A 26,185-nucleotide genomic window follows, 5' to 3' on the forward strand; every position below is an offset into this window, starting at 1 on the left:
TTTATCCCCGCCCTCGATCCTCGTCTGCTGACAGAACTTTATTGGTTCATCGTGGCAAAGAAGTCTTCGTTGGTCTTCGAATCCTTCATCTTGTCGAGCAGGAATTCCATGGCGTCGACCGTGCCCATCTGCATCAGGATGCGGCGCAGCACCCACATCTTCGAAAGCTGATCCTTGGGAACCAGTAGCTCTTCCTTGCGGGTGCCGCTCTTGCCCACATCCAGCGCAGGGAAGATGCGCTTGTCGGCGACCTTGCGGTCCAGCACGATTTCCGAGTTGCCGGTGCCCTTGAATTCTTCAAAGATCACTTCGTCCATGCGGCTGCCGGTATCGATCAGCGCGGTGGCGATGATAGACAGCGAACCGCCTTCCTCGATGTTGCGAGCGGCACCGAAGAAGCGCTTGGGCCGCTGCAGGGCGTTGGCGTCGACACCGCCGGTCAGCACCTTGCCCGAGGACGGGACCACGGTGTTGTAGGCACGGCCAAGACGGGTGATAGAATCCAGCAGGATCACCACATCGCGCTTGTGCTCGACCAGACGCTTGGCCTTTTCGATCACCATTTCGGCAACCTGGACATGGCGCGTGGCAGGTTCGTCAAAGGTCGAGGAAATAACCTCGCCCTTCACGCTGCGCTGCATGTCGGTGACTTCTTCCGGGCGTTCATCGACCAGCAGGACGATCAGAAACACTTCGGGGTGATTGTCGGTGATGGCCTTGGCCATGTTCTGCAGCAGCACGGTTTTACCGGTCCGCGGCGGCGCGACGATCAGTGCGCGCTGGCCCTTGCCCTGCGGGCTGACCAGATCGATCACGCGGGCTGACTTGTCCTTGACCGTAGGGTCCAGCGTGTCGAGCGTCAGACGTTCGTTCGGATAAAGCGGGGTCAGGTTGTCGAAGTTGACGCGGTGGCGCACCGCTTCAGGATCGTCAAAGTTGACCTTGATGAGCCGCGTGATTGCGAAATAGCGTTCGCCATCCTTGGGGGCGCGCACTTCGCCTTCCACCGTGTCACCGGTGCGCAGTCCCCATTTGCGGACCTGGTTGGGCGAAACGTAAATGTCGTCCGGCCCGGCAAGGTAGTTCGCTTCAGGGCTGCGCAGAAAACCGAAGCCATCGGGCAACACTTCGATCGTGCCGATTCCGAGGATTTCCTCGCCATCTTCGGCCATTTCCTTCAGGATCGCGAACATCAGATCCTGACGGCGCAGGGTGCTGGCGCCTTCCACTTCAAGCTCTTCGGCCATCTGGACCAGCTCGGCAGGTGGGGTCTTTTTAAGGTCTTTCAGGTGCATGTAACTGGATTCCAATGGGAATGCTGGGATAGCCGGAACGCCTTGAAGGGCTTGGAGAAAGCGAAGGTCGCGCAGCACTCATGCGCTGCAGCTATGTCCGGTCGGCTGCGGGGATATTCCCGCGCCCGTGCTTAGTCAATCAGGAAACAAATCGGCAGCAAAAGCGTTCCGGCTTCGTGGCCGGGAATATAACCTGGCCGAAGGAGAGCATGATGATCCGCCTGCAACGCCAACGCCCGCCGTTTCCGCGCATGCAAGCTGAACCCCTGCGCGACAACGCCTGGGGCAGCCAGTGGAAACACCTTCCCCGCGCGCCGCTGCGGGTACTCCGCAACGCCATGCGAGACAGTCTCAGGACCTTACGGAGCTGACCGCTTCAAAACGGTTTCACGATCACCAGAATGACGATCAGCGCGGCCGCAACACCAGGAATTTCGTTCAGCATCCGAAGCTTCCTGCCGGTCAGACTGCGCACCCCGGCGGCAAGCTGTTGCGCATAGTTGGCCAGCCAGAAATGATAGGCCGTCAGCGCCAGAACCAGTGCCAGCTTGGCATGAAACCACCCTTGCGCAAACGCGCCGATGCTCATCGCCAAGGCAAGGCCCAGCACCCAGACGACCACCAGCGAAGGCCACATGATGATCTTCATCAGCTTGGCTTCACGCTCCACCCACACGGCGTTTTCGGGTGATCCTTCCGGCGCTTCCTGATGATACACAAAGAAGCGCGGCAGCATGAACAGGCCGGCCATCCAGAAGATCACGAAGATGAGATGGCCAGCTTTCAGCCAGAGATAGATCATCGCCAGTACCTGCTGCATGAGTTGCGGTTCCGCCTGCACATACGCCCCAGCGGGCTATGTCGTCGCGTAAACACCTGTTTGCAAGCCGTCTTCACCAATCATCGCGACCAGCCGCGCACGATCTTCAACAGCTGCTCGACGTGTTCTATCGGCGTATGCTGGCCAATGCCATGGCCCAGATTGAATACATGCGGACGGTCTGCAAAAGCATCAAGCACGCGATGCGTCTGTTTTTCCAGATCAGCCCCACCCGAAAGCAGCAGCAACGGGTCAAGATTGCCCTGCACCGAAAGATGCGCCGGAATCTCGCGCGCGGCCCACAACGGATCTATGGTTTCATCCACCCCCACCGCGTTGACCCCGGTTTCACGGGCATAAGCTGCCAGCTTTTCGCCAGCACCCTTGGGAAACCCGATGATCGGCACATGCGGATAGCGGCGCTGCATTTCGGCTGCGATTTTCGCGTTTGGGGCGATCACCCAGCGTTCGAACTGTGCTGGGGCAAGGCTGCCCGCCCATGAATCGAACAGTTGCAGCCCTTCGGCACCTGCTTCCACCTGGCCTGACAGGTATTCGATGGTGACGTCGGTGATCGCATCAATGATCGCCTGAAATGCGGCCGGATCACGATAGGCCATGGCGCGGGTGTCGTGATGGTCACGACTGCCTTCGCCCGCAACCATATAGGTCGCCACGGTCCAAGGACTGCCCGCAAAGCCCAGCAGTGTCGTTTCAGGGCTGATCTGGGCCTTCACCTTGGCGACCGTATCATAGATCGGCGACAACCGCTCAGGCACTGCGCTGAGGCTTTCCAGCGTGGCATCGATCAGCCGGGGGGAAAGGTGCGGACCTTCGCCTGCCAGAAACTGCAGGTCCTGACCCATCGCGTAAGGCACGATCAGGATATCGGAAAACAGGATCGCTCCATCAAACCCAAAGCGGCGGATCGGCTGTACCGTCACTTCGGCAGCAGCATCGGTATCATAGACCAGTGCGAGGAAACCGCCACGTTCAGCCCGCAGCGCACGGTATTCGGGCAGATAGCGGCCAGCCTGACGCATCAGCCAGATCGGCCGGCGTGGAAGATTTGCGCCTTTCAGGGTTTCGAGAAGCGGGCCGGGCATCGCGGTGTCGATCCAATCCAAATAAATAGATTCTTAGAATCAGGTTGATGGTGTTTGTTGGCCCTGTGGAAACTGGGGATGGCCGCGCTCTGCCCGATTTGTGAGTCTGCTTCCACTGTTTTTGCCGTCTGCGACTCTGCATGGAATCCCGTCAAACCAAACTTGTCACCGCTCTCCACAGGCTGGGGAAAACACTGTCCAATTGTCCACAACCGGGGGAGGTAGGGGCAGGAAACGAGGGTGAAATCGACCGTTGAACTTGTCCCCGGTTCTATCCCGTGGTTTATCGGCCCTGTTTCCACAGGGTTCTACCATCCTTGCAAAAAGGCGTCTGAATGCAGCGTTTGCACCTTCACCTGCTGTCGGATTCCACCGGTGAAACGCTGGAAATGATCGCCAAGGCTGCGCTTGCCCAGTTTGATGGTGCCGATGTGGTGCGCCATTTCTGGCCGATGGTCCGCTCGATGCAGCACCTTGACCGTATCATGGGCGAAATCGCGGCCAATCCTGGGCTTGTGCTTTATACACTGGTCAATGCCGAAACCCGTGAAAGGCTGGAACAGCGCTGTGCCACGCTGGGCCTGCCGGGTGTCGCTGCGCTGGATGCGGTGACCGACGCCCTGCAACAGCAGCTTGGCGTTCAGGCCAAGGGCCGCCCCGGCCGCCAGCACATGATGGACGAAGCTTATTTCGCCCGCGTCGATGCCATCCAGTTTACCATTGCCCATGATGATGGCGTGGGGTGGGAAAACTGGGAAGAGGCCGACATTGTGCTGGCAGGCGTTTCGCGCAGTTCCAAGACGCCCACGTCGATCTATCTCGCCAATCGCGGATACAAGGTGGCGAACATCCCCATCGTGGTGGAAAGCCCACCACCGTCGATGTTGTTTTCGCTGCGCCGCCCGCTGGTAGTGGGGCTGACCACCAGCCCCGAACGACTGATCGCGGTGCGCCGCAACCGCCTGCTTTCGCTCAATCAGGCGCCCGAAACGGCTTATGTCGATAACGAACAAGTCACCCGCGAAGTGCAATATGCCCGGCGCATGTTTGCCGATAATGGCTGGGCGGTGATCGACGTTTCGCGCCGCTCGATCGAGGAAACCGCTGCGGCAGTGATCAACCTTTACAACGAGCGACAGGCCGCAGGCGGAAGCGGCGACGGGGTTAAACCGATATGACTATCATTCTCGCCAGCCAGAGCGCATCGCGCAAGGCCATGCTCGAAGCGGCAGGTGTGCCGTTCGAAGCGCAGGCCGCCGATGTTGACGAAGGCGCGATCAAGCAAGAACTGATCGGGGTTTCTCCGGGGGACATCGCTCTGGCTCTGGCCGAGGCGAAGGCGCTGGCTGTTTCACAGGGCGCCTCGGGGCGGCTGGTGCTGGGCGGAGATTCCCTAGTCGATGTCAGCGGAAGGCTGTTCGACAAGCCGGTCAGCCGCGACAATGCGGCAGAACATTTGCGCTTCTTTTCAGGGCAGGAAATGCATCTCCATTCCGCCGCCGTGCTGATGCGCGATGGACTGTGTGTGTGGCAGCATGTCGAATGCGCGAAACTCAAGGTTCGCACGCTTTCCGACAGCTTTATTCACAGCTATCTCGACAGGGAATGGCCCGCCGTTTCCGGCTGCGTTGGTGTGTTCAGGATCGAAGCGCTGGGCGTGCAATTGTTCGATGCGATTGATGGCAGCCACTTCACCGTTCTGGGGATGCCGCTATTGGCGCTGCTTGGTGCTTTGCGCGCGCAGGGAGAGATGCCGTCTTGAACGTGCCTTATGCCGAAGTGATCGGCGATCCGATCATCCAGTCCAAATCGCCGGTCATCCATGGTTTCTGGCTGGAACAGCTAGGCATCGCGGGTGATTATCGCCGCGCGCATGTAAAGGCCGATGGTCTTGCCGATTATCTTGCCGCGCGTCGCGCCGATCCTGACTGGCGCGGCTGCAATGTGACCATGCCGCACAAGCAGGCGGTAATCGCGCTGATCGACCGGCTTGATCCGCTGGCCGCGCGGATTGGCGCTGTAAACACCATTATACCTGAAAATGGCGAACTGGTTGGCTACAACACCGATGCGCCGGGTTTTCTCGAACCGTTGCGCCCCTTGCTGGACCAGACCCATTATTTCCGCATGGCCCGCGTGCTTGGCACTGGCGGGGCAGCGCGCGCCATCATTGCCGCGCTGGCGGGTGAAGGCATGGTGATTGTGGCGGCGGGCCGCAACGTGGAAAAGGCGCGGGCCTTGCTCGACGAACTCGATCCAGCGGGTGAACATCACGTTGCCTCGCTTGATCACTTTGCCGATGCCACCGACTTTGACTTTGATGACCGTGAAGGCTGCCTCGATCTGGTGGTTAATGCGTCCTCGCTGGGCATGTCAGGGCAGCCTCCGCTGGCTTTTGACATGACTCACGCCCCGCCCGGATCGGTGTTCTACGATATCGTCACCAGTCCGCTGGAAACGAATTTTCTGAACGCGGCCAAGGCGGCAGGATTTCGCACGGTGGATGGGTTGGCGATGCTGATCGGACAGGCTGACCATGCCTTCCGCCGCTTCTTCGGTGCGGTGCCGCCGCGCGGGGAAGCCGATGTGAATCTGCGCGCAAGGCTGCTGGCATGAGCCGCCCCTTCATTCTGGGCCTGACCGGATCAATCGGCATGGGCAAATCCACCGTGGCCACCATGCTACGCGAACTGGGCGTGCCGGTGTTCGATGCCGATGCCGCCGTGCATCACCTGCAAGGGCCGGGCGGCGCGCTGCTGCCTGCAATTGAAGCCGCATTTCCCGGCACCGCCGGGCCGAACGGGGTAAAGCGGCAGGAACTGGGCGAGCAGGTCTTCGGCGACGCCGCCGCGCTCAAACGGCTGGAAGCCATCGTCCATCCCGCCGTGGCACGGATGCGCGAATCGTTCATGATCGAACACATGGGCGAAGCGCTGGTGGTGTTCGACATTCCGCTACTGTTCGAAAAGGGCCACGGCGCGGATCTGGATGCAGTGGCCGTGGTATCGGCTTCGGCAGAGGTGCAGCGGGCTCGGGTGCTAGCCCGTCCCGGCATGACGCCCGAAAAGTTTGCGCATATCCTGTCGTTACAAGTGCCTGACGCTGAAAAGCGGGCGCGGGCGGATCATGTGATCGATACTGGTCTTCCTTTGGCGCAAACCCGCGCGCAGGTCGTGGCGCTGGTCGCGGCTATCCGGGAAAAAAACCCGCTGCGGTAATCCTCCCACCCCCTTGCCAGTGCCCGATTGCGGGTCCACATATCTCCCATGCGTGAGATCGTTTTCGATACCGAGACGACCGGGCTGGACCCCAGAAGCGGGGATCGGCTGGTAGAGATTGGCTGCATCGAAATGGTCAACCGGGTGCCCACGGGTTCGGTTTTCCATCGTTACTTCAACCCCGAACGCGATATGCCTGCCGAGGCTGAGGCCGTGCACGGCCTGTCCATCGCCTTCCTCTCCGATAAACCCAAATTTGCCGCCGATGCGCAGGCGTTTCTCGACTTCATCGGTGATTCGCCCATGGTCGCGCACAACGCCGGGTTTGACTTCGGATTCATCAATAATGAGCTGGAGCTGTGCGGGCTGGAGCCTGTCAGCCGGGACCGGATGGTCGATACGGTGGCAATTGCCCGCCGCAAACACCCCGGCGCCAAGCTCAGCCTCGATGCCTTGTGTTCGCGCTACGGGATCGACCGTAGCCACCGCACCAAGCACGGGGCGCTACTGGACGCGGAACTGCTCGCGCAGCTTTATGTTGAGCTGCAGGGCGGAAGACAGATCGGTCTGGAACTGGCGGCCGAGGCATCCCTCGGTCGGCAAGGTACCATGACCGAACAGGTCGTGGCCGTCACCTCGACGGTCACCCGCGTATTCCGTTCCCCCCGCCCGCATTCCGCGAGCGTGGAGGAGCAGGCCCGCCATGGCGAATTCATGGCGGGTTTCAGCGATCCGATCTGGTCGCGGTAGAACGCGTTCAGGGCGGCTCGCCCGAGTGACAGGAGAAGTGATCTATGGATATTCGCGTTTCGGGACACCAGGTCGATACCGGCGCTGCATTGCAGTCTCACGCCGAGGAGCGCCTTGCCGCTATCGTCGACAAATACTTCTCCCGGGCGCTTTCCTCGCAAGTGACGCTGGGGAAAGCCCCACATGGCGGATTCCGCTGCGATATCGTCACGCATGTTGCCCACGGGCTGATCCTGAAGGGCAGCGCCGTGGCGCAGGAGGCGCATAACGCGCTCGACCAGTCGGCCGACAAGATCGAAAAGCAGTTGCGCCGCTACAAGCGCCGCCTCAAGGATCGCCATGAAGGCGCCGATCACGCTCGCAAGGCCGATGACGCCAATTTCGCGGTGCAGGAAGCAGCCTACACCGTTTTCGCCCATGACGATGGCGGCGATGCCGAACCTGTCGATGCGCCGCTGGTCATCGCTGAAACCCGCGTCGATGTGCCCACCGCCACCGTGTCCGACGCGGTGATGATGCTCGACTTGCGCAATACCAACGCATTGATGTTCAAGAACGCGGGCACTGGCCTGCACAACATGGTCTATCGCCGTGGTGATGGTTCGATCGGTTGGGTCGAACCCAAATAATCGCGCCCTCCGATAAGGATTGAAGAAGGGGGGAAGCCACGTGTTTCCCCCTTTTTTGTTGGCCCGGCCAAGCAACGGCAAAAGGTCGCTTTGGACTTGCGTTCGTTGTCATTCAAGCGCATTGCGCGCCCCAATTCACCGTGCATTTGCACTTTTGTGATTTGTTTTTACCCGTATGTCGGCTCTCTTTACCCTTAATCCCCTGGCAGTGCGCGTGATCCGCGCGGATACGAAGCAGCAGATCCTTGCCGATCTGTCGCGTTGCTTCGCTGACGTTTATGCGCTTGCGCCTGATGTGGTGATTGATGGCATTGAAGAGCGGGAGAAGCTGGGCAGCACCGGCTTCGGGCGCGGCGTCGCCATTCCCCATGCGCGTATCGACGGGCTGGAAAAGCCAGTGGCCGCGTTCTTCCGTCTGGAAAACCCCGTAGAATTCGCGGCGGCTGATGGCATGCCGGTGGATTGTGTGTTTGGCCTGCTGTCGCCCGCCAATGCCGGCGCCAAGCATCTTCAGGCGCTGGCTGGCATTTCGCGGCTGATGCGCGATGAACGCATGCATGAGCGGCTTGTCTCGGCCCCCAATGCTGAAGCCATCTATGGTCTTTTGGTCAACGTGCTGGATCGCGATGCCGCCTGAAGCGGAAAACAGCAGCGCAAGCTTGCATTGGCGCGCGCTCGAAGGGCTGTATGGCTCTGCTCCAGTCAATCACCTGTTCGAATCCCGGCTTGAAGTCGTTTCCGAAGGTCTTGCGCGCATCCATTTCGATGTGACGCCGTCATGCTTTCACGCGGCCGGCGCTGCGCATGGCACCATCTATTTCAAGATGCTCGATGATGCCGCATTCTACGCCGCCAATACCCTCGTGACAGACCGTTTCCTGCTCACCACCTCGTTCAATCTGTTCTTCAGCCGCCCGATCCACCAAGGCCGGATCATTGCCGAAGGGCGCTGGGTTTCGGGCCGTCGCCGGGTTTTGGTGGCTGAATCCCGCCTGATCGATGAAGCGGGCGAAGAAGTTGGGCGTGGCACCGGCACGTTTCAGCGTTCGCGCATCGCGCTGTCCAGTCTGGATGGATATAATGCAGGCTTGCGCGCCGCGCTCGATCCATCAGGGGATTGATTGCCCGCGTGATGGAAACCCGTATTCCTGCTCATCTTGAAGTTGCTGGTTTGCTCCGCACAACACAAGCCGATGGCGGCTTTGCCATGGTGCTCCACAAGGGGGAGCGGGATGGCGGAACTATACTTGTCGTTATCCTTGAAAATCAGGGTCTTGGCGTTCTGTATGAACGGATGCCACAGCTTGATGGCAGCCGTAAATGGACCCGCGTAAAGGATCAAGTATCTGAGAATAAATCAGATTTTGATGACTATCTGGACCGTCGCACACGGCAGGACAGCGATGTGTGGATAGTTGAACTGACTGTCGCGGATCGGGAACGGTTCGTCCAGCAAACCCTGAAGCCGGCCTGAACGCGGGCTTGACTCTTCGCTCCCGCACAATAAAGGCGCGCTACCGATTTTTGCGCAGGCGGTGACGGGAGGCAGCAAGGCCGAACGCATTGGCACGCAGACGGGGGGCAACCGACATGGCCCTTCGGCATAAGGCTCTCACCCAAGGTTCGCTTTGGGTAAAGGGGCCTCTTGTCGCGCCATGGCCGGAAGTTCACCGCCTAATGACGAACAAAAATGAGTAAGAAATTCCGTTACGCTGCAGCATTCAGCATTGCTGCTACTTTTGCGACAACGCTTTTCAGCACCGGCGGTTCCCCCGCAGTTGCACAGGGCTTTAACGCCCCCGTCGCCGCTACGACGACATTCATCTCCCAGCCCGTGATTCAGGCCACAATGATCCAGGCCGTTGCCACTGCAACGCCGGACGATGCTGACGCCGATAACGCTTCCTCGCTTGCCGAGCTGGTTGAGCAGACCGAAATTCCCGCTGCACTCTCCGATGAAATGGAATGCCTCGCCGGCGCCATCTTCTTTGAAGCGAAAAGCGAATCGCTGGCAGGCCAGCTCGCTGTTGGCCGCGTGGTCATCGCGCGGGCTGCTTCAGGCCGCTTCCCGTCATCGTACTGCGGGGTTGTGTATCAGCCTTCACAATTCTCGTTTGTGCGCGGCCATTCCATGCCTGCGATCAACCGTGCCAGTGAGGCATGGCAGCGTGCCGTGCGCATTGCGGTGATCGCAGACGAAGGTTTGTGGAAAAGCCCTGTCGAAGGCGCAATGTTCTTCCACGCCGCGCATGTTTCGCCGCGCTGGGGTAAAACCCGCATGGCGAAGGTCGACAGCCACATCTTCTATCGCTGAACGGAACTTCCGTCAGTCAGCAAAAAGGGCCGGGTCCGCAGTGGAACCGGCCCTTTTTGCTGGCAAGCCATGGGGCACCCGCCGCAGCGAATGCCCTCCTATACCTTCATCAATGGCGGAAGTGCCGCATTCCGGTAAAGACCATGGCAAGGCCCGCTTCGTCTGCAGCATTGATGACGTCTTCATCGCGGATTGATCCGCCCGGCTGGATCACGCAGGTCGCGCCTGCTTCTACAGCCGCCATCAGGCCATCCGCAAACGGGAAAAAGGCGTCAGACGCCACAGCCGAACCCGTCGTCCGCACTTGTGCGAAGCCATGCGTTTCAGCCGCTTCCTTGGCTTTGGCGGCGGCAATGCGCGACGAATCGCGACGGTTCATCTGGCCTGCGCCGATACCTGCAGTCACGCCGTCCTTGGCATAAACGATAGCGTTCGACTTCACATGCTTGGCCACGGTCCAGGCAAACAGGGCATCGGCCAGTTCTTGTTCAGTAGGCGCGCGCTTGGTTACAACCTTCAGATCGGCCTTGTCGATCTTGCCATTGTCGCGGTCCTGTACAAGCAGGCCGCCTGCGATGGGCACGGTGATCAGGCCCTTGCGATTGGCATCGGGCAGGCTGTCGATCAGCAGCAGGCGCAGGTTCTTCTTGCGTGCAAAGGCTTCTTTTGCGGCATCATCAGCACCCGGCGCGACAACAACTTCGGTGAAGATTTCGCAGATCGCGTTGGCGGTGGGACCATCCAGCGGGACGTTGGTGGCAACAATGCCGCCGAATGCTGAAACCGAATCACATTCCAGCGCGTCCTTCCATGCATCCAGCAGCGTGTCCGCCGTGGCAACGCCACACGGATTTGCGTGCTTGACGATCACCACCGTCGGCTTGGCTCCGGTGAATTCGGCCACCAGTTCCAGCGCGGCATTGGCATCGTTGTAATTGTTGTAGGACAGTTCCTTGCCCTGAATCTGCGTTGCCTGCGGCAGACCCGGTGTGGCGGGATTGCGCGGCACATACAGCGCGGCATCCTGATGCGGATTTTCGCCATAACGCAGCGTGGTCACGCGGGTAAACGCGCTGGCCAGCACCGGCGGGAAGTGTTCGGCCTGATCCACCGTGGCGAACCACTGAGAAATGGCCGAATCATACGCGGCGGTGGCCGCATAGGCCTTGGCCGCCATCTTGCGGCGGAACGCCAGCGTGGTTGCGCCACCGGTCTGTTCCAGTTCGCCAAGGAACGTGGAGTAATCGGAAGCGTCGGTCAGAATGGTCACGTAATCGTGATTCTTGGCCGCCGAACGCACCATCGAAGGGCCGCCGATGTCGATGTTCTCGATCACTTCATCGCGTTCCGCGCCTTTGGCGACGGTCGCTTCGAAGGGATAAAGGTTCACAACCACCAGATCGATCGCGCCAATGGCATGTTCAGCCATGGCGGCGGCATGTTCGGGATTGTCGCGCACGGCCAGCAGCCCGCCGTGGATGGTGGGGTGCAGCGTCTTGACGCGCCCATCCATCATTTCGGGGAATCCGGTGTGTTCGGACACGTCCTTTACCGTCAGCCCGGCATCGCGGAGCGCCTTGGCGGTGCCGCCGGTGGACAGCAGTTCTACGCCGCACGCGGCCAGTGCCTTGCCCAAATCGACAAGGCCCGACTTGTCGGACACTGAAAGCAGCGCCCGCTTGATGGTAACCGTGGTCACGTGGTTTATCCTATCTCATCTTCTTGAGCAGCCAGGAGAAGCTTTCTCCGCTGCGGGGAACCTTGGCGGCGATGACCAACTGGCGTGTGCCCAGCGGCCTTCCCTGCCCATCTGCCCATAGGCTTTCTTCCACCGTCACCGCATCGCGGCCCGAACGGAACTGCCACAGGCTGCCATCAGGCAGGGCAAGCGTCACGCCTTTCCCGTCCGTGCTGACGGCCAGCTCGATATGCGGACCGAGATGGAATCGCAAGGCAACGCCGATCATCCCGCGCTTGCCTTTTCGCCCTGCGGGCACAAGCAGGTCTTCGCCGCGCAGCTCCGTCCCGTCGTCGCGCAGAATCAGGATACGGCGGTGGGTCAGGCCGTAACGGCTGACATAGCCGTTGTGGCTCGCCTCGATGCGGGTTGCGCCCGATCCGGCTGCACCTGGACCATTGCCATCGGGCGACAGCGTGCGGCGGTCGACTTCCACTTCGGATACGCCTGAACCAAGACGCCCGTTGATAAGCACTGCGGTGGAATTAAAATCGTCGATGGTCAATGTGGAATGGGCGGCAGTGGCGCGCAGGCCCTGTTCAAGCCGCAGCGGAATCATTCCGCCGGCAAAAGCCGCGCCGCCACAATTGACGATCAGCCGATCTGCACCATGGCTGAATTCGAAGGCCAGCGTCGATGCACAGCCATCGCGCGCTTGCCGGGCCGCTGGCGGCGGCCCTGCGTCGAACTGTAATACCGAACGGCCTGCTGTGGCGCGTTGATAACCCCATTGCCGGGCATCGCGCAAAGGCCGCGTGCGCACGCCGCTGGCCTTGACCAGCTCGTCGATGCGTTGGGCAGAAATCGCCCCCGAGCCCTGCCAGTTGCCCAGCCCGCCATCGCCATGCAGCAGCGCCAGCAGCGGTGGCAGCAGCAGGTTCAGCATGGTCTGGATCTGCGGCAGCGGTTCGGCGCGCACAGCCTCGTAACAGGCGCGCAATGACAGCAGCAGCTCAATCGCCTCGATCTGGCATAGCGGGCTGCGCGACAGCACCCCGCCATCGTCGCCGACCAGTTCGCCCAATGCCCGCACCAGTCCGGCTTCACCATAAAGACGCCGGGCCTTGCCATCGGACAGGATCAGGCCGGTGGCGGTAATGGCGGCCCAGCCTGCCACTTCCGCCAGACGGTCCTCTGCCTTGCCGACATGCCGGTCCAGCCAGCGGGCCGTATCTTCCAGCGTGTGCAGCACCTTGCTGCGAAACGCGCGGTCCTGTCCCGATAGCAGCAGCGGCGCGTGGGTGATCCAGTTCAACAGGCGATGCCCGACATTCCCCACATCCCACGCGGGCGTGCCATCAGGCTTGGGATTGGCGGTCAGCCATGTCGCCAGAATGCGTTCGGCCACTTGTGCGCATTGGGCGCGGGTGCCGCCCGATTCCAGATCGCGCAGCCAGCGAAAGCCATGGACCAAGCGTTCGAACGGGGGCGGCAGGCGTGGGCCGGAAAAGGCCGTATCGGCAATGGCCGAACGAAACCCGTGAATCAAAAAATGTCCTGAACGCAATGCTTTACCAGCCGCCGCATCGCCCGGAAGCGGGTTCATCACGGTGGCCGTCAACCGCGTCTTGCTGCGCTTGCGGAAGGGGTGGGAAAGGCCCAGCCGATAGGCAAAACGCACCAGCCGGTCGCCTGCACCAATCGCAGGCGGTGCAAAATCGGCCAGCGCCAAGGCCCGCCCCGGCTCGACCACGCCCGGCTCGATCATGTCGGGGTTGGCTATTGGCGCGCGCGCATGTGTTTCATCAACATGAAGAGGGCTGTCGTTCAGATCGGCCAGCGGTTCCTCCTGCGTTGTGTTCAGCGGCAGCGCGGGGTTTGGCGGCCTCGCGTCCCCTGCCGGACGGCCTTCGACCATTGCGAAGCCGTCCACACCCATCTCAGGCCAGACCCTTCAGTCCGGCAATATTGGCGGCATACTTGCTTGGCCCGCCGCGGAAAGTGGCCGTGCCCGCCACCAGCACGTCAGCCCCGGCATCAACGCAGGACCGCACGGTGGAAAGGTCTACCCCGCCATCGACTTCAAGGTGAATATCGCGGCCCGTCTTGTCGATCATCTTGCGCACGGCCTCGATCTTGCGAAGCTGGCTGGAAATGAAGCTTTGCCCGCCAAAGCCGGGATTCACGCTCATCACCAGAACCAGATCAATGTCATCGATGAGGTAATCGAGCATCTTGGCTGGCGTTCCCGGATTGAGAGAGACGCCCGCCTTTTTGCCCAAGCCTTTGATCGCCTGAACGGTGCGGTGGATGTGCGGACCTGCTTCTGGATGGACGGTGATGATATCCGCGCCCGCTGCGGCAAAGGCTTCAAGATAGCTGTCCACCGGCGAGATCATCAAATGCACGTCAAACGGCTTGGTCGTGTGCGGGCGCAGCGCCTTTACCACCATCGGTCCAATGGTGATGTTGGGGACGAAATGGCCGTCCATCACATCGACGTGAATCCAGTCGGCGCCAGCGGCATCAATCGCGCGCACTTCTTCGCCAAGGCGCGAAAAGTCTGCGGAGAGAATCGAAGGGGAGATCAGCGGAGTCATCTGGTGGCGTCATCCTGCATCGGGTGGCAGGAACATTCATGCACGCTTTGGCGCCTGCAAACGGCCACCCCACCTGTTTCGCTTACCTGCCGCGAATCGGTGGAACAAGCATTTCCATTGCGCTTATCCACACGGAATGTCCCGCATTGGAGGTGTCCCTGCCCGGCGAATCGGGCGGGATGGCGGATGAATGGGGGACATCGTGCCAATTCAGCGGCTATTCACGGCACGAATCATACTTAACGAGGCACGGAACTGCCGGTATGTCACCGGCGTTAAACAGGTCGGAACCACATAGGGCCGGAGTTTGCGGTGAATCCTTCGCAGTGAAATCCAGTGGTGCGTTGCCGATGAAACACATCGAGATCGGGGCTTTTTTATCATGACCATGCCGAGACGTATGCGCGCCACGGCCATTGCTACTGTCGCTGCTGCTGTTGCTCTTTTTGGGGGCAGCACGTCGGCCATCGCCAGTGCGCCGAATTGTGCGGGGCCGGTCAGCGATACCTGGATCAATGTCACCATCGACGGTGCGCGTAACGGCAACGGGTTGATGGCGGTAACGCTGTATGCGGACGAACCGCGCAAGTTCCTTGTCAAAAAGGGGTCGATGTATGTCGGCCGCGTGGACGCAACCGCCAATGAAACGAAGATGTGTCTCTTCGTGCCCAAGCCCGGCGTCTATGCGCTGGCGGTGTACCATGACGAAGATTCGAGCCGGAATCTGAAGCGCAGCGGCGTGTTGGGCTTGCCGGAAGAAGGTTTTGGCTTTTCGAACAATCCGCCGACGATTGCGAGCATTCCCTCGTTCCGGTCGGTGCGGATCAACATTGCCAAGTCGGGTCTTTCAACCCGGATTCACTTGAAATATCCGTGATCTGACGCTGCTTCGGGGGCATGTATCATGCCCCCGGATAGCCGCTTTCAGCCTTCGTTAGCCGTGGCCTGAAACGCGCCGAAGGTGTGGGCGAGGTGCCATGGGGCCAGTTCTTCAGCCAAGGCATGGGCGCGCGGATCGTCCACGTCCATCCACCACGCATCTTCGATATCCATGGTGCCTGCACGGCCAGCATCGGCCAGACGCTGCATCCCATCGGAAAGGCTGCCGGGCTTGCCTTCGGCAATGGCGTCGCGAATAGCCAGCGCCAGTTCTGGCGTAGCAAGGAATGCGCCGCAATCGACCGCATCGTATGGCGTGATGGTCTTGCCGATGGCTGTAATCCGGCCTTGGTCATCCATCTTTACCCAAGTCGCATCGTCAGGGTCGACCAGCGGATTGTCGACGCGGCGGTCAATCGCCAGCGTCACGCCACGGTCGGCACTGCCCTCTTCCAGCAGACGGGCCAGAATGTCCGCTTCAAACATGTGGTCTGCCATCATCAGCAGATAATTGCCTTCGCACCGCGTCGCCCCGGCCATGACTGAATGGCCGTTGGGGGTGGACCAGTCCGACAGACGCACCGGCACGATATCAATTCCCACCTGCACCGAAAGATCGGCAAGGAAGGCTTCGAGCATATCGGCGCGATGGCCAGTGACCACCACGACGCGAGTCACCCCCGCCTGCATGGCCTGACGCACGCCGATTTCGATCAGCGGCACGCCGGCCACTGGCGTCAGCGGCTTGGAAGGCGAAAGATCGGCAAGGCGACTGCCATATCCGGCGGCAATAATCAGGGCGTCCATCGCGAGTCTCTAGCGAAAAAGGGATCAAACATGAAAAGGCCGACCAGACATCTGCCCGGTCGGCCATTTTCCATCAGTCAGGCAGGTCGCTTATTCAGCGGCCAGCTTTTCGACCGAGGCATATTCCTCGACCATCTGAGCTGCGACGTCGTCGTTGAACTGCTGCGGCGGGTGCTTGCAGAAGTAGGCCGATGGGCCGATCAGCGCACCGCCCTCACCACGGTCAAGCGCAACCTTGCAGCAACGGATCGCGTCCATGACGCAAGCCGCCGAGTTGGGGCTGTCTTCAACCGAAAGGCGAAGTTCGAGGTTCATGGGCACGTTGCCCCACTGCTGGCCTTCCAGACGGAGGAAGCACAGCTTGTTGTCCTTCTGCCAAGGAACATAGTCCGAAGGACCGACGTGGATGTTTTCATCATCCAGGCGCTGGGCAAGCATTGCCTGCACGGCTTCGGTCTTCGATTCCTTCTTGCTGCCCAGACGCTGACGGTCGAGCATGTTCATGAAATCGGTGTTGCCGCCGGTGTTGAGCTGGTAGGTGCGCTCAACATTGACGCCGCGAGCCGCGAACAGGCTCGACAGGACGCGGTGGACGATGGTGGCGCCAACCTGTGCCTTGATGTCGTCACCCACGATCGGGATGCGCTTTTCGCGGAACTTCGCTTCCCATTCCGGGGTCGAAGCGATGAACACGGGCATGCAGTTGACGACGGCAACGCCGGCTTCAAGCGCACATTCCATGTAGAATTCAGTGGCCTGCTGCGAACCTACGGGGAGGAAGTTGAGGAGAACTTCCGCGCCAGAGTCCTTGAGAGCCTTGACGATGTCGGCCTGGGTGGCTTCGGCAGCATCGGAAACGATGAAGCCCTTGTCGCCAACCGTGGTCATGTGCGGTGCAACGCCGTCCGACACGCGACCCATGATAACCTTGGCACCGGTCTGCGGCACGTTGGGCTGGAACACGGCGGTGTTGTTCGGCGCGGCGAAGATCGCTTCTGCGATGTCTTTGCCGACCTTGCGCGCATCGACGTCAACGCCGAGCACGAAATCCACGTCACCCGCACCATAGCCACCGATCCGGTCATGGATCAGGCCTTGCGACGAGTTGTTGTTGCGATAGTAGGCAACCCCCTGCACCAGCGAGCTAGCGCAGTTGCCCACGCCGATCACGGCGACCTTGATTGGCTTCATGAATTCAGATCCCTTCACACAGGCGCCCAGGGGCGGCTGTAACGATTAAGCCTCATTTCTAAATCGCGCGCCAAAAGCAAGAAGAATCCCCCTCGTCAAGCTTGCTTAGGCACGAGAGCGAGAATGACTGCTACCAGCCACCCCGCCGCAGCGATCGCAAAAAGGGCCAGAACCTGCGCTGCAAGCCCCAATGCGATCAATAGTGCGAAGACCAGCGCGAAAAAATCCCGGCTGGTCATGAATGTGAGCCACTGCATGATCTGCGACTGCACGATCTGCGGTGACTGGGCATCATTGGCCCCATCATTGCCGACAGACCGGCTTTTTGCCGCACCCTTGGCCCGATAGTGCTCCTTGACAAGATCGAAGCTGAACGGAGCATTACTGCGCGCCGCTGCTCGTCCGATCAGAAGTAGCCCGATAGCGAGAAGTGCAAGCCCTGTGTAGCCCAGACTTGCAGCAAAAATGCGTCCCTGCATTTGCAGGTTGAGCGCGACTCCGCCCAGAAAGGCAAGATTCGTTGCCGCGTCGATCAGGCTGTCCATCCGCGCGCCTTCCAGAGAAGTGCGCCATGTGGCCCGCGAAACCTCGCCATCCACACCGTCAAAGATGGAGGCAGCCTGAAACAGCAACGCGCCTGCCACGAGTCCCCATTCCCCCCCGAACAGCAGGCATGCAAACATTGCTAGGGCGATTAATGCGGTACCAATGGTGGCGTGGACTGGCCGGAAACCGGGAATGCGCAGCATAACCGATGATATCGCCTGCGATATCGGGCGGTTGATATGGCGTGATACGATACCGTCGGTGGGTTTGGCGGTGCTGCGCAGAATCGAGCGGCCAGCTGCCTGAAGCCGCCCTGCGGCATAGCGCCCGGCGGCAACGGCGCGGTCAACGGCTTCTTCGATGCCATGCCCGCTGGCGATTTCGATTCCGTCGAACGGTTCATTATGCCCTGCTACGGCGTCGGCAATCGCCTGTGCGCCGGGAAGCGCATCGCCCCGGATCACGGCCACGCGGGGATGTATTGCGTAATCACTGGCGATAAATGGTGCAAACAGCACCGGCATAGATCCGCCAAGGCGTGCGGCCTCTTCGCGGGTTGACGCGCTGGGTTGCCAGTCTGCACCGCCGCTGACCTGACACGATACCAGCCCGGCAAGCCTCGCTTCGCGCACGACGCGCGCCACAGCAGGAATGCCGGCAACCAGCTGGTCTGCATCCCGACCAGCGGAAAATACGATTAGGCCCGATGTGGAAATGACCGATCACCTTGTGTCCAGGAGCAAAACGACGCCCCATGTTTTGCCGCCCCCGGGAAATTCGCCCCTATCTATGTGGTGTCGGGCGCAATTCCAGTGCCGAACACGGTTCCGGTGCAAACTTATGTCCCCACCCTGTTTACCCGGACGGCGGATTTATATAGCCGTGAGGGACGGTCGCCAAGCCATGACCGATGAGGAGTGCGCAAAATGACGAGGTCCGCAGACGCCAGGGACGCAAAGCGCCCCAAGCGCCCGCGCGAAATGCAGGATGGCCTGAATTTCCACCTCTACCATCCGCTGGCATGGCGGTTGGCCAAAGGTCTTGCGCACACACCGATCACGCCGAACATGGTTTCGGTTCTGGGCGGCCTGCTGGTCGTTGCGGCGGGCGTTGTCTATTTCAACATGGATTCGACCGGCGGCACATGGATGCTGGGCTGGCCGCTGGGCGCGATGCTGGGCATGGCACTGCACATGAGCTGGCATGTGGTCGACGGTGCCGATGGCGATCTTGCACGGCTTACCGGCAAATCAAGCCCGATTGGCGAAATGGTCGACGGCATCTGTGATTATGTCAGCCATATCGTGCTTTACGTGCTGCTGGCCTTTGTTCTGACGCGGCAGATCGGTTCGGGTCCGGCCTGGGCGTGGACGCTGGCCGCAGGGGCATCGCACATCGTGCAGTCCAACCATGTCGAAGTGCAGCGTCGGTTCTACCAGTATTGGACCTATGGCGTCCCATGGCTGAACAATGCGCGTAATAATGGCGCGGGGCCGTTTCAGGACAAGGGCTTCGTTGCCCGCCTGTTTGAACCTGTGGCGCAGGCATATCTGCGGCTGGCCGCCGGGATGACGCCGCATGCGCGCCTGATCGATACGGCCGTGGCTGATGCCATGGCGCGGGGCGATGCCGTGGGCCTTGATTCGATTCGGGCCGAAGTGGCGCGTGAACAGCGCCCCCTGCTCAACTTCCTCAAGCTGCTTGGTCCCAATCCGCGTGCAATCGTGCTGGGGTTGGCGATGATTGCGGGCAGTCCGGTGTGGTATTTCTTCTATCAGGCAGTGGTGCTGAACGTGTTGCTCGCCGTGTCGGTGCGGCTGCACAACAAGGCTGCCATTGCTACTGCGGGCAGGATTGATGGCGGGGTTCCATCCGCAGCAGCGCTTAGCTGACGCGGTAACGATCCAGCGAAAGCACGCCGGGGCGCGCCTTTCGCCAAGCCATGACGAAGCCGACATAGACAACCAGCGCCAGCAGCGGCGGGGTTGCTTTCAACACGCCTGCAGGTGCACCTTGCAGCAGGCTCATCCGTAATATCCATCCGGCATAGGCGCCGATCAGCACGGCAATACCGGCGGCAAGTGCGGGTGCGGCGGCGTGAAACAGCGGGCGGCGCACACCAAGGCCCGCCAGCCAGTGGCGGCGCACGATGGCTGCAACGATCGCTGCCACCAGCATCGCCACTGACGCGCCGAGAATGCCGTATTGTGGCGTGAGCAGCGGAATGGCGATGGCCGCAATCACGATCAGGATCAGGTTCACCTGCAAGGCCACGGTCGGGCGGCGGAAATACAGGATCAGTTCCGACACGCCGAACGCGCCGTTGATCGTTTCGGCAAGAACCATGGCCAGTAGTGCGGAATAGCCAGTGGCATAATGCGCGCCGAACAGGTCGAGCAAGGAATCGCCCGCCGCTGCCATCAGCAGCACGATGCCCAGCTGGATGGTCAGGATCAGGCGGGTTGCTGCCGCCGTTGCCTCGCCCGTGGTCACATCGCCGTCGGACTTCATGGTGCGTGCGGTCAGCGGGGTCAGGATGCCGTCAAAGGCCTGCCGCACTTGCAGAATAGGTGTGCGCAACTGGCGCAGCACGCCATAGACGCCCACCGCTGCATCGCCCAGCAAGAAGCCGACAAGATACAGGTCGATGCGCTGGGCAAGATTGGTGAGGAAATCGCTGCCGCTGGCGGGAATCAACGATCGTGCGCGTTGCATCAGCACGGTGGCCTGCGGGCGCCAGCGCCGCAATTGCAGCGAACCCAGACAATGCCGCGCGCTCCATAGCGAAAATCCTGCCAGCGCGATGGAGCCTGCCCAATAGCCCAACAACATGCCGGTTTCGCCCATCCCGGCATACCATGCGATCAACGCGACACCGGTGAGGACATAAGGTTCGACAATGCCGCGCGCGATCACTTCGTAGCGCATCTTATGCGTCCAGCGCGTGGCGGCCAGCGCGATATCGCCTGCCACCTGTCCCAGCACGGCCGGCGCCAGCAGGAGAAAGGCCATCCGCAACTGGTCAGATACCATGGCCGAAGGCAGAAGCTGAGTCGCCGCGATCAGCAGCAGTGCCACGCCAATTCCGGCAATCGCGGCCAGCAGCAGAGCATCCAGCAGGACATGTGTGGCGGGGCGGGGCGCATCGCCGTGCGCTTCTTCCTCCAGCCAGGGGAAGATCATGCGCTTCAGCCCCAGGCTGGCCACCGGCACCGCCAGTTCGACCATGGCGCTGGCCATGGTGAACACGCCATAGTTTACCGCGCCATAAAGCCGCGCCCCGACATAAAGGAACGAGGCGCGTGCGGCGAAACGGATTACGAAACTGAAGGCGTTTGATCCGACGCCGCGTGCAATGACCTTCTGGGGAGTGCTGTGCGGCGACATGGTGCGCCGATTGGCCCGGAAAATGCGGCTTGGCAAGCGCGTTTGCGAAGCGTGCGGGGAGGCGTGCCTAACGGCGCGGCCTTGTCCCTGCGGTGTCTTCGTCCTTGTCCACAACTACAAGGCACAGCACCACGACCGAAAGCGCCAGCACTTCCATCACCCCCCATGCCAGCCATTGCGAATGGTTGTAGAACCACACCCCGATGGCGGGCGCGGTGATATATGCTGCTCCGTTGACCGCCGCGATGATGCCGGCAGACTGCCCCTGTTCGCGCGGAGACACGGCAAGGCTTGCTCCCGATGTGAAGCCGGGTCGGAACAGCCCGAAGCCAACCGAAGCGACGGCAAAGCCAAGCGCGATAGTGTGCAGATCTTGCCCCAGCGCCACCGGTATGATGCCGACAGCAGCCAGGCTCATGCCCCAAAGGGTCGATGTGCGCGGCCCAAGGCCCAGCATCGGGATAAGGCCCCACTGCGCCAGCAGCGTGGCAATGGCACCCGACATCAGCACCAGCCCCACCGGCCCTGCACCGGCATTGGGATCGCCTCGCAGGCCAAGCCGGTCAAGCAACAGGAATCCGATAATGCCCAGCAGCATCGCCTGCGAATGGCCGCCGATCAGCCCTGCGATCAGCCATGGACGAATCCTGCGGTCGGACCAGCGCAACCTGTCCGCTCCGTCATGCTGCGGTTCGGCTTCAGGCAGTTCATCGGGCGAGGCATCGGGATTTTCTTCGACGATGCGCGGGTTGGACGATGCGCTGAACGGGGCCGACATAACTTCACCCCGCGCGGCAAAGCGCGGATCGTCATCGGGCAGGCGGGTGCGCAACAGTACCAGCACGATCACGCCGACCAGCGCAAAGACCGCGAATGGCCCCACCAGACCCAGCCCCGGCAGAATCATCAGCGGGGCCAGCGCCGGGCCAAGCACCGTGCCAAGGCCAAAGCTGGAGGCCACCATCGAAAGTGCCTTGGTGCGCTCCGTCCTGTCGGTCCGGCTGGCGACATAGGCCTGCACGGCAGGCGGGGCGGCTGAGCCGAAGAGGCCGTAGAATGACCGTGCCATGGCAAACAGGCTCATCGTCAGTACCGCGCCAAACCAACCATCCAATCCGAAATGGAGGACTGCCCCGCAGAAAGTGAATGACAGGATGAAGCCTATGATGCCCAGCGCCATCATCGCCTTGCGCCCCCGCCGGTCAGACCGGCGGGCCCAGAATGGCGCCATGATGACCCACAACAGCGCCGACCACGAATAGGCAAGGCTGACCCAGACATCGGCAATGCCCAGCCTCGTGCCGATGGAAGGCATGACCGATTGCATTGCGGTGTTGCCCGCCGCCGTCACCAGCATGACCGCAAACAGCAGCGCCATGCGTTCTTTTGGCAGGCGAATCGGGCTTTCGGTCATCGTGGTTCTCCCAATATGTGGCCCATCGTTGTCCACCACTGGTTCATCCGGGATGGGTAAGCCGATGGCAGGGCGCTTGCAATGGCGTGACAAATTTGCGACCGCCATGGCAAGCTTGACCGGCAGAGGATCTGTTCCTGCAATGACATCGACCCAGGCGGCGCGTGAGCCTTTGTTTCAACGGGCCAAACGCAAGGCAGAACGGATGCTCGGCCCAGCCGGTATCTTCTTCAAAGGCTTTCTGAAACACCCGGCCATGGTCGGTGCCATCGTGCCGTCATCGGGCCGCACGATTGAACGTGTTTTGTCCAAGGTGAACTGGGACGAATGCCGCCTTTTCGTGGAATACGGTCCCGGCGTGGGCACGTTCTGCCGCCCGGTTCTGGAAAAAATGCGCCGCGATGCCCGGCTGATCGTGATCGACACGAACCCTGATTTCATCGAATATCTGACCCGGACCATTGGTGACAGCCGCTTTATCGCGGTTCACGGTTCGGCAACCGATGTCGAAGAGATCGTCCGCACCCACGGCTTTGAAAATGCCGATTACGTGCTTTCGGGCCTGCCGTTCTCCACGCTGCCTGAAGGCGTCGGCCCGGCGATCATGGGGGCAACCCACCGCGTCCTGCGCCCCGGTGGCGCGTTTCTTGTCTATCAATACACCGCCCGCGCGCGTGATTTGATGGGCCAGTTCTTCCGGCATATCGACAAGGGCTATGAACCGGTCAACGTGCCGCCTTGCGTGATTAGCTGGGGCTGGAAGGAATAGGCTTGGGCTGCCGTTTCCTTATTCGAAGACGCCCATAACTTCGTCGCGCGGTTCACCTGCCAACTGGCGATAGACCGCTGCCAGCATCGCCACGAAATAGACCAGCGCGCCTGATGTCAGCGCGCTGGATACAGCGGCGGTCAGAACATGCTGCACGCTGCCATCGGTGGTTAGCACCAGCACTACGCCCACCAGCATCATCGCCAGTCCATAGACGACGGCGAACAGCAGACCTGCCAGTACGAAAAAGCCCAGCAGGCGGCCCGAATTGCCTTCAGTCAACTGCCATGACCGTCGAAGCGCCTGCAGCGGGTTGCGCTGCGCTTCTATCGCCAGGACCGGGGCGACCAGCGCCATGCGCAGGCTGCCCCATACCATGGCGACGAACGCGGCGATGACCACGAACGCGGCAAGCGCCTGAACCCCGGTCAATGCCGCTGCGCTGACCAGCAACAGGAAGGCCATGCCCAGCGCGCCGCCAACCATGATCTGTGCCAGAACATATGGTCCCAGCGCCATGAAGCCACGGCGGATCGCCTGCCCCACCGTGGGCCGGGCCGGATCGGTCATTACCACCAGCATGCTTACCGTGCCCGCCATCTGCAGCAGCGTGACAAGGATCAGCAGTGGCATCGATGCGGTCCAGGTATCAGCGATGATTTCCATCATTTCGCCCGGCGGGGTGCCCGGTGCCATCTGCGGCTCGGGCACGAATACCGCGAAGGCAAGGCCCGGCAACAGGAAGAACACACCCGCAATCGCCATCAGCATGTCGCGGTTGGTGGCGACCAGTCGAGTGGCTGTTTTCCAGGCAAGGCTGCTGTCGAGGCGAGGCATCATCCGCGCTTCCTAGCAGCGCATACCCCGGTCTGTCGAACGCCGATGGTGGCGCCTGATAATCGCGCCCTCTTGCCAGCGGCCACGGCGCGCGCCATGCGGATGCCATGGCCGAAAGCGACAGCATCGAGATCCTGCGCGAGCAGACCCAAGTGCCTTATCGGCAGGCGCTGGATGCGATGGCCCTGCGCAATTCCGCGATTGCCGATGGCGGTGCGCGTGAACTGGTATGGTTGTTGGAGCATCCGCCGGTTTACACCGCGGGGACCAGCGCTTCGCCTGACGAACTGCTCGACCCGCGCTTCGAAGTGGTCGAAGCCGGGCGCGGCGGTCGTTACACCTATCACGGTCCGGGCCAGCGCATCGGGTATGTCCTGCTTGATTTGCGCAAGCGGGCGCGGGATGTGCGCGGATTCGTTCACGCGCTGGAAGGCTGGGTGATCGATACTCTGGCTGATTTCGGGGTGGAGGCATGGCGGGCCGAAGGGCGCGTGGGCATCTGGACCCACGGTGCGGACGGGCGCGAAGCGAAGATCGGCGCGATTGGCGTGCGCATTCGCCGCTGGGTGACCATGCATGGTTTCTCGGTCAACCTGTCGCCTGATCTTGCGCATTTCGGTGGCATCGTGCCTTGCGGGATCGAGGAATTTGGCGTCACGAGCCTTGCCGCGCTGGGCCGCGATGTTACACCCGCCCAGTGGGACGAGGCGCTGCTGGCCCATTTCGGCAGCTTCCTTGCCAAACTTGATACCGCTTGCCCGCCGGAGTCTGCATGAAGCTACGTCACTTTGCCCTTGCGCTTTGCATTGCCACCGCCGCTTGCGGGCAAAAGGCCGATGAAGGCACGGCAACGGCTGCGGGCGGCGAAGTGCTGCCCGGTTCGATCAGCGATGATATGATCGATCTGGATACCTCCACCGCGTCGCCACCGCTGGCCCCGGTCAAACCGACCGCGACGAAAGCTGCCGAATCTGCTGACAGCACGGCGGCTGAAGTTGAAGAAGAAGAGGCTGCGCCCGCCGCCCCGGTGCAAGCACCCGCAGCATCAGCCCAGACCGAGTAACTGCCGCGCCATTCGCAAGTGTGGCTGGTCTACCATGCGGCCTTGGTATTGCAGCGTACCTGCATCGGGAGTTCCTGCAAACAGTGCGACAATGGCCTGCGCTTCGGCCAGTTCTGCCTCGGTCGGTGCGAACGCTGAATTGATGATCGGCACTTGCGCCGGGTGGATCGCCAGCATGCCTGCAAATCCGTCTGCCCGCGCATTTTCGGCGGCGCGGCGCATGCCATCTTCGTCGCGGAAATCGTCGTGCAGTGTGTCCACCGGCCAGACGTTGCAGGCGTGCGCCGTCAGCAGGCATTGCGCGCGCACCATGCGAAACGTGTCAGTCCACAACCCGCCTGCATCACGCTTGCGCGTTGCGCTCAGTGCGGCAGACAGGTCTTCTGCACCCCATGTCAGCCCGGCAAGGCGGGGCAGCGTGGCGGCAGCATAGGCGGGAATGGTCAGCGCCGATCGCGCTGTTTCGCTGACCAAGGGCAGGATGCGGGTGGCGCCGGGCGCAATGCCGTGTTCCTGTTCAAGCAGATCCAGCGCCTGCGAAAGTTCGGCGACCTGATCCGGTCCTTCGCTTTTGGGCAGCATGATACCAGCAGGTGCGCCGGACATGACAGTGGCCAGATCATCCTGCCAAAGCCCGGTGTCGAAGGCGTTGATCCGCACCCATAATGCAGGCTGGCCGTTGTCTGCGTTTTCCACCCGGCGCGCGCAAAGCCATTCGCGGCTCAGGGCGCGCGCCTGCGGTTTGGCGGACAGTGCCACAGCATCTTCAAGGTCGATAATTACCGCATGCGCGCCCGTGGTCAGGGCCTTTCCCAGCTTCTTTTCGCTGTCACCGGGAATGAAAAGCCATGATCTGGGCGGCATGCGGCATCTCTCCGTTTC

Annotated in this window: 28 protein-coding genes; 15 read left to right on the forward strand and 13 right to left on the reverse strand. The window is 61.3% G+C overall.

Annotated features, from left to right (window positions below):
• Window positions 1–38 precede the first annotated feature (38 nt).
• The 3 genes from rho to hemE form a co-directional block, all read right to left on the reverse strand.
• Window positions 39–1,295, reverse strand: a complete 1,257-nt coding sequence (gene rho, locus OVA07_RS04835; protein WP_268170339.1) for a transcription termination factor Rho — start codon at window positions 1,293–1,295, stop codon at window positions 39–41.
• 376 nt (window positions 1,296–1,671) lie between these two features.
• The gene (locus OVA07_RS04840) at window positions 1,672–2,115 is read right to left on the reverse strand and encodes a CopD family protein (protein WP_268170341.1); all 444 of its coding nucleotides are present in this window, start codon (window positions 2,113–2,115) and stop codon (window positions 1,672–1,674) included.
• A gap of 80 nt (window positions 2,116–2,195) precedes the next feature.
• Window positions 2,196–3,221 (reverse strand): uroporphyrinogen decarboxylase, encoded by a 1,026-nt coding sequence (gene hemE, locus OVA07_RS04845; RefSeq protein WP_268172603.1) that lies wholly within the window; start codon window positions 3,219–3,221, stop codon window positions 2,196–2,198.
• Between the two features lie 335 nt (window positions 3,222–3,556).
• On the opposite strand from hemE, the gene OVA07_RS04850 reads away from it, so the two are divergent.
• From OVA07_RS04850 to OVA07_RS04895, 10 genes are all read left to right on the forward strand, one after another.
• Window positions 3,557–4,399, forward strand: a complete 843-nt coding sequence (locus OVA07_RS04850; protein ID WP_268170342.1) for a pyruvate, water dikinase regulatory protein — start codon at window positions 3,557–3,559, stop codon at window positions 4,397–4,399.
• Complete coding sequence (locus tag OVA07_RS04855) at window positions 4,396–4,983, forward strand: Maf family protein (RefSeq protein ID WP_268170343.1); 588 nt, start codon at window positions 4,396–4,398, stop codon at window positions 4,981–4,983. The genes OVA07_RS04850 and OVA07_RS04855 overlap by 4 nt, the downstream gene beginning before the upstream one ends.
• Window positions 4,980–5,837, forward strand: coding sequence for a shikimate dehydrogenase (aroE, locus tag OVA07_RS04860; protein ID WP_268170344.1), 858 nt, complete (start codon window positions 4,980–4,982; stop codon window positions 5,835–5,837). Before OVA07_RS04855 ends, aroE begins: the two co-directional genes overlap by 4 nt.
• The gene (gene coaE, locus OVA07_RS04865; protein WP_268170345.1) at window positions 5,834–6,439 is read left to right on the forward strand and encodes a dephospho-CoA kinase; all 606 of its coding nucleotides are present in this window, start codon (window positions 5,834–5,836) and stop codon (window positions 6,437–6,439) included. Before aroE ends, coaE begins: the two co-directional genes overlap by 4 nt.
• Before the next feature lie 48 nt (window positions 6,440–6,487).
• On the forward strand, window positions 6,488–7,189 hold the full coding sequence (dnaQ, locus tag OVA07_RS04870; RefSeq protein WP_268170346.1) for a DNA polymerase III subunit epsilon: 702 nt from the start codon (window positions 6,488–6,490) through the stop codon (window positions 7,187–7,189).
• A gap of 44 nt (window positions 7,190–7,233) precedes the next feature.
• On the forward strand, window positions 7,234–7,818 hold the full coding sequence (gene hpf, locus OVA07_RS04875) for a ribosome hibernation-promoting factor, HPF/YfiA family (protein WP_268170347.1): 585 nt from the start codon (window positions 7,234–7,236) through the stop codon (window positions 7,816–7,818).
• Between the two features lie 175 nt (window positions 7,819–7,993).
• Window positions 7,994–8,455, forward strand: a complete 462-nt coding sequence (locus OVA07_RS04880) for a PTS sugar transporter subunit IIA (protein WP_268170348.1) — start codon at window positions 7,994–7,996, stop codon at window positions 8,453–8,455.
• On the forward strand, window positions 8,445–8,939 hold the full coding sequence (locus OVA07_RS04885; RefSeq protein ID WP_268170349.1) for a PaaI family thioesterase: 495 nt from the start codon (window positions 8,445–8,447) through the stop codon (window positions 8,937–8,939). The genes OVA07_RS04880 and OVA07_RS04885 overlap by 11 nt, the downstream gene beginning before the upstream one ends.
• Before the next feature lie 11 nt (window positions 8,940–8,950).
• A complete protein-coding gene (locus OVA07_RS04890) occupies window positions 8,951–9,292 on the forward strand; it encodes a DUF1491 family protein (protein ID WP_268170350.1) in 342 nt (113 codons plus the stop codon).
• Between the two features lie 375 nt (window positions 9,293–9,667).
• Entirely contained in the window at window positions 9,668–10,132 is a 465-nt protein-coding gene (locus OVA07_RS04895; RefSeq protein WP_326493101.1) for a cell wall hydrolase, read from the forward strand.
• Between the two features lie 109 nt (window positions 10,133–10,241).
• On the opposite strand, the gene purH is transcribed toward OVA07_RS04895, so the two are convergent.
• The 3 genes from purH to rpe are packed head-to-tail and all read right to left on the reverse strand — an operon-like array spanning window position 10,242 to window position 14,410.
• Window positions 10,242–11,831 (reverse strand): bifunctional phosphoribosylaminoimidazolecarboxamide formyltransferase/IMP cyclohydrolase, encoded by a 1,590-nt coding sequence (gene purH / locus OVA07_RS04900; protein ID WP_268170352.1) that lies wholly within the window; start codon window positions 11,829–11,831, stop codon window positions 10,242–10,244.
• 10 nt (window positions 11,832–11,841) lie between these two features.
• Window positions 11,842–13,749 carry a heparinase II/III family protein gene (locus tag OVA07_RS04905; RefSeq protein ID WP_442789615.1) on the reverse strand — a complete coding sequence of 636 codons (1,908 nt, stop codon included), beginning with the start codon at window positions 13,747–13,749 and terminating at the stop codon, window positions 11,842–11,844.
• Window position 13,750: 1 nt separating this feature from the next.
• A complete protein-coding gene (gene rpe / locus OVA07_RS04910) occupies window positions 13,751–14,410 on the reverse strand; it encodes a ribulose-phosphate 3-epimerase (RefSeq protein WP_268170353.1) in 660 nt (219 codons plus the stop codon).
• 382 nt (window positions 14,411–14,792) lie between these two features.
• Between rpe and OVA07_RS04915 the strand changes: the two genes are divergently transcribed.
• The gene (locus OVA07_RS04915; protein ID WP_268170354.1) at window positions 14,793–15,287 is read left to right on the forward strand and encodes a DUF2141 domain-containing protein; all 495 of its coding nucleotides are present in this window, start codon (window positions 14,793–14,795) and stop codon (window positions 15,285–15,287) included.
• Window positions 15,288–15,334: 47 nt separating this feature from the next.
• On the opposite strand, the gene OVA07_RS04920 is transcribed toward OVA07_RS04915, so the two are convergent.
• From OVA07_RS04920 to OVA07_RS04930, 3 genes are all read right to left on the reverse strand, one after another.
• Window positions 15,335–16,096, reverse strand: coding sequence for a phosphocholine cytidylyltransferase family protein (locus OVA07_RS04920; RefSeq protein ID WP_268170355.1), 762 nt, complete (start codon window positions 16,094–16,096; stop codon window positions 15,335–15,337).
• 90 nt (window positions 16,097–16,186) lie between these two features.
• Entirely contained in the window at window positions 16,187–17,287 is a 1,101-nt protein-coding gene (locus OVA07_RS04925; RefSeq protein WP_268170356.1) for an inositol-3-phosphate synthase, read from the reverse strand.
• Window positions 17,288–17,382: 95 nt separating this feature from the next.
• On the reverse strand, window positions 17,383–18,465 hold the full coding sequence (locus OVA07_RS04930) for a CDP-alcohol phosphatidyltransferase family protein (protein WP_268170357.1): 1,083 nt from the start codon (window positions 18,463–18,465) through the stop codon (window positions 17,383–17,385).
• A 294-nt stretch (window positions 18,466–18,759) separates the two neighbouring features.
• Here OVA07_RS04930 and OVA07_RS04935 point away from each other — a divergent pair, with 294 nt between their 5' ends.
• Window positions 18,760–19,725, forward strand: a complete 966-nt coding sequence (locus OVA07_RS04935) for a CDP-alcohol phosphatidyltransferase family protein (RefSeq protein WP_268170358.1) — start codon at window positions 18,760–18,762, stop codon at window positions 19,723–19,725.
• Here the strand turns inward: OVA07_RS04935 and OVA07_RS04940 are convergent.
• Together OVA07_RS04940 and OVA07_RS04945 are read right to left on the reverse strand one after the other, a co-directional pair.
• Window positions 19,718–21,220, reverse strand: a complete 1,503-nt coding sequence (locus OVA07_RS04940) for a lipopolysaccharide biosynthesis protein (protein WP_268170359.1) — start codon at window positions 21,218–21,220, stop codon at window positions 19,718–19,720. The genes OVA07_RS04935 and OVA07_RS04940 overlap by 8 nt on opposite strands.
• Before the next feature lie 67 nt (window positions 21,221–21,287).
• On the reverse strand, window positions 21,288–22,634 hold the full coding sequence (locus OVA07_RS04945) for an MFS transporter (protein ID WP_268170360.1): 1,347 nt from the start codon (window positions 22,632–22,634) through the stop codon (window positions 21,288–21,290).
• Between the two features lie 142 nt (window positions 22,635–22,776).
• On the opposite strand from OVA07_RS04945, the gene OVA07_RS04950 reads away from it, so the two are divergent.
• Entirely contained in the window at window positions 22,777–23,403 is a 627-nt protein-coding gene (locus OVA07_RS04950; RefSeq protein ID WP_268170361.1) for a class I SAM-dependent methyltransferase, read from the forward strand.
• Between the two features lie 18 nt (window positions 23,404–23,421).
• Here OVA07_RS04950 and OVA07_RS04955 read toward each other — a convergent pair whose 3' ends face one another.
• Complete coding sequence (locus tag OVA07_RS04955; protein WP_268170362.1) at window positions 23,422–24,243, reverse strand: hypothetical protein; 822 nt, start codon at window positions 24,241–24,243, stop codon at window positions 23,422–23,424.
• A 104-nt stretch (window positions 24,244–24,347) separates the two neighbouring features.
• On the opposite strand from OVA07_RS04955, the gene lipB reads away from it, so the two are divergent.
• Together lipB and OVA07_RS04965 are read left to right on the forward strand one after the other, a co-directional pair.
• The gene (gene lipB / locus OVA07_RS04960) at window positions 24,348–25,016 is read left to right on the forward strand and encodes a lipoyl(octanoyl) transferase LipB (protein WP_268170363.1); all 669 of its coding nucleotides are present in this window, start codon (window positions 24,348–24,350) and stop codon (window positions 25,014–25,016) included.
• The gene (locus OVA07_RS04965; protein ID WP_268170364.1) at window positions 25,013–25,303 is read left to right on the forward strand and encodes a hypothetical protein; all 291 of its coding nucleotides are present in this window, start codon (window positions 25,013–25,015) and stop codon (window positions 25,301–25,303) included. The genes lipB and OVA07_RS04965 overlap by 4 nt, the downstream gene beginning before the upstream one ends.
• On the opposite strand, the gene OVA07_RS04970 is transcribed toward OVA07_RS04965, so the two are convergent.
• The gene (locus OVA07_RS04970) at window positions 25,286–26,167 is read right to left on the reverse strand and encodes an HpcH/HpaI aldolase/citrate lyase family protein (protein ID WP_268170365.1); all 882 of its coding nucleotides are present in this window, start codon (window positions 26,165–26,167) and stop codon (window positions 25,286–25,288) included. The genes OVA07_RS04965 and OVA07_RS04970 overlap by 18 nt on opposite strands.
• Between the last annotated feature and the right edge of the window lie 18 nt (window positions 26,168–26,185).

It is taken from the genome of Novosphingobium sp. SL115 (assembly GCF_026672515.1).
In the GTDB taxonomy this organism is placed as follows: Bacteria; Pseudomonadota; Alphaproteobacteria; order Sphingomonadales; family Sphingomonadaceae; genus Novosphingobium.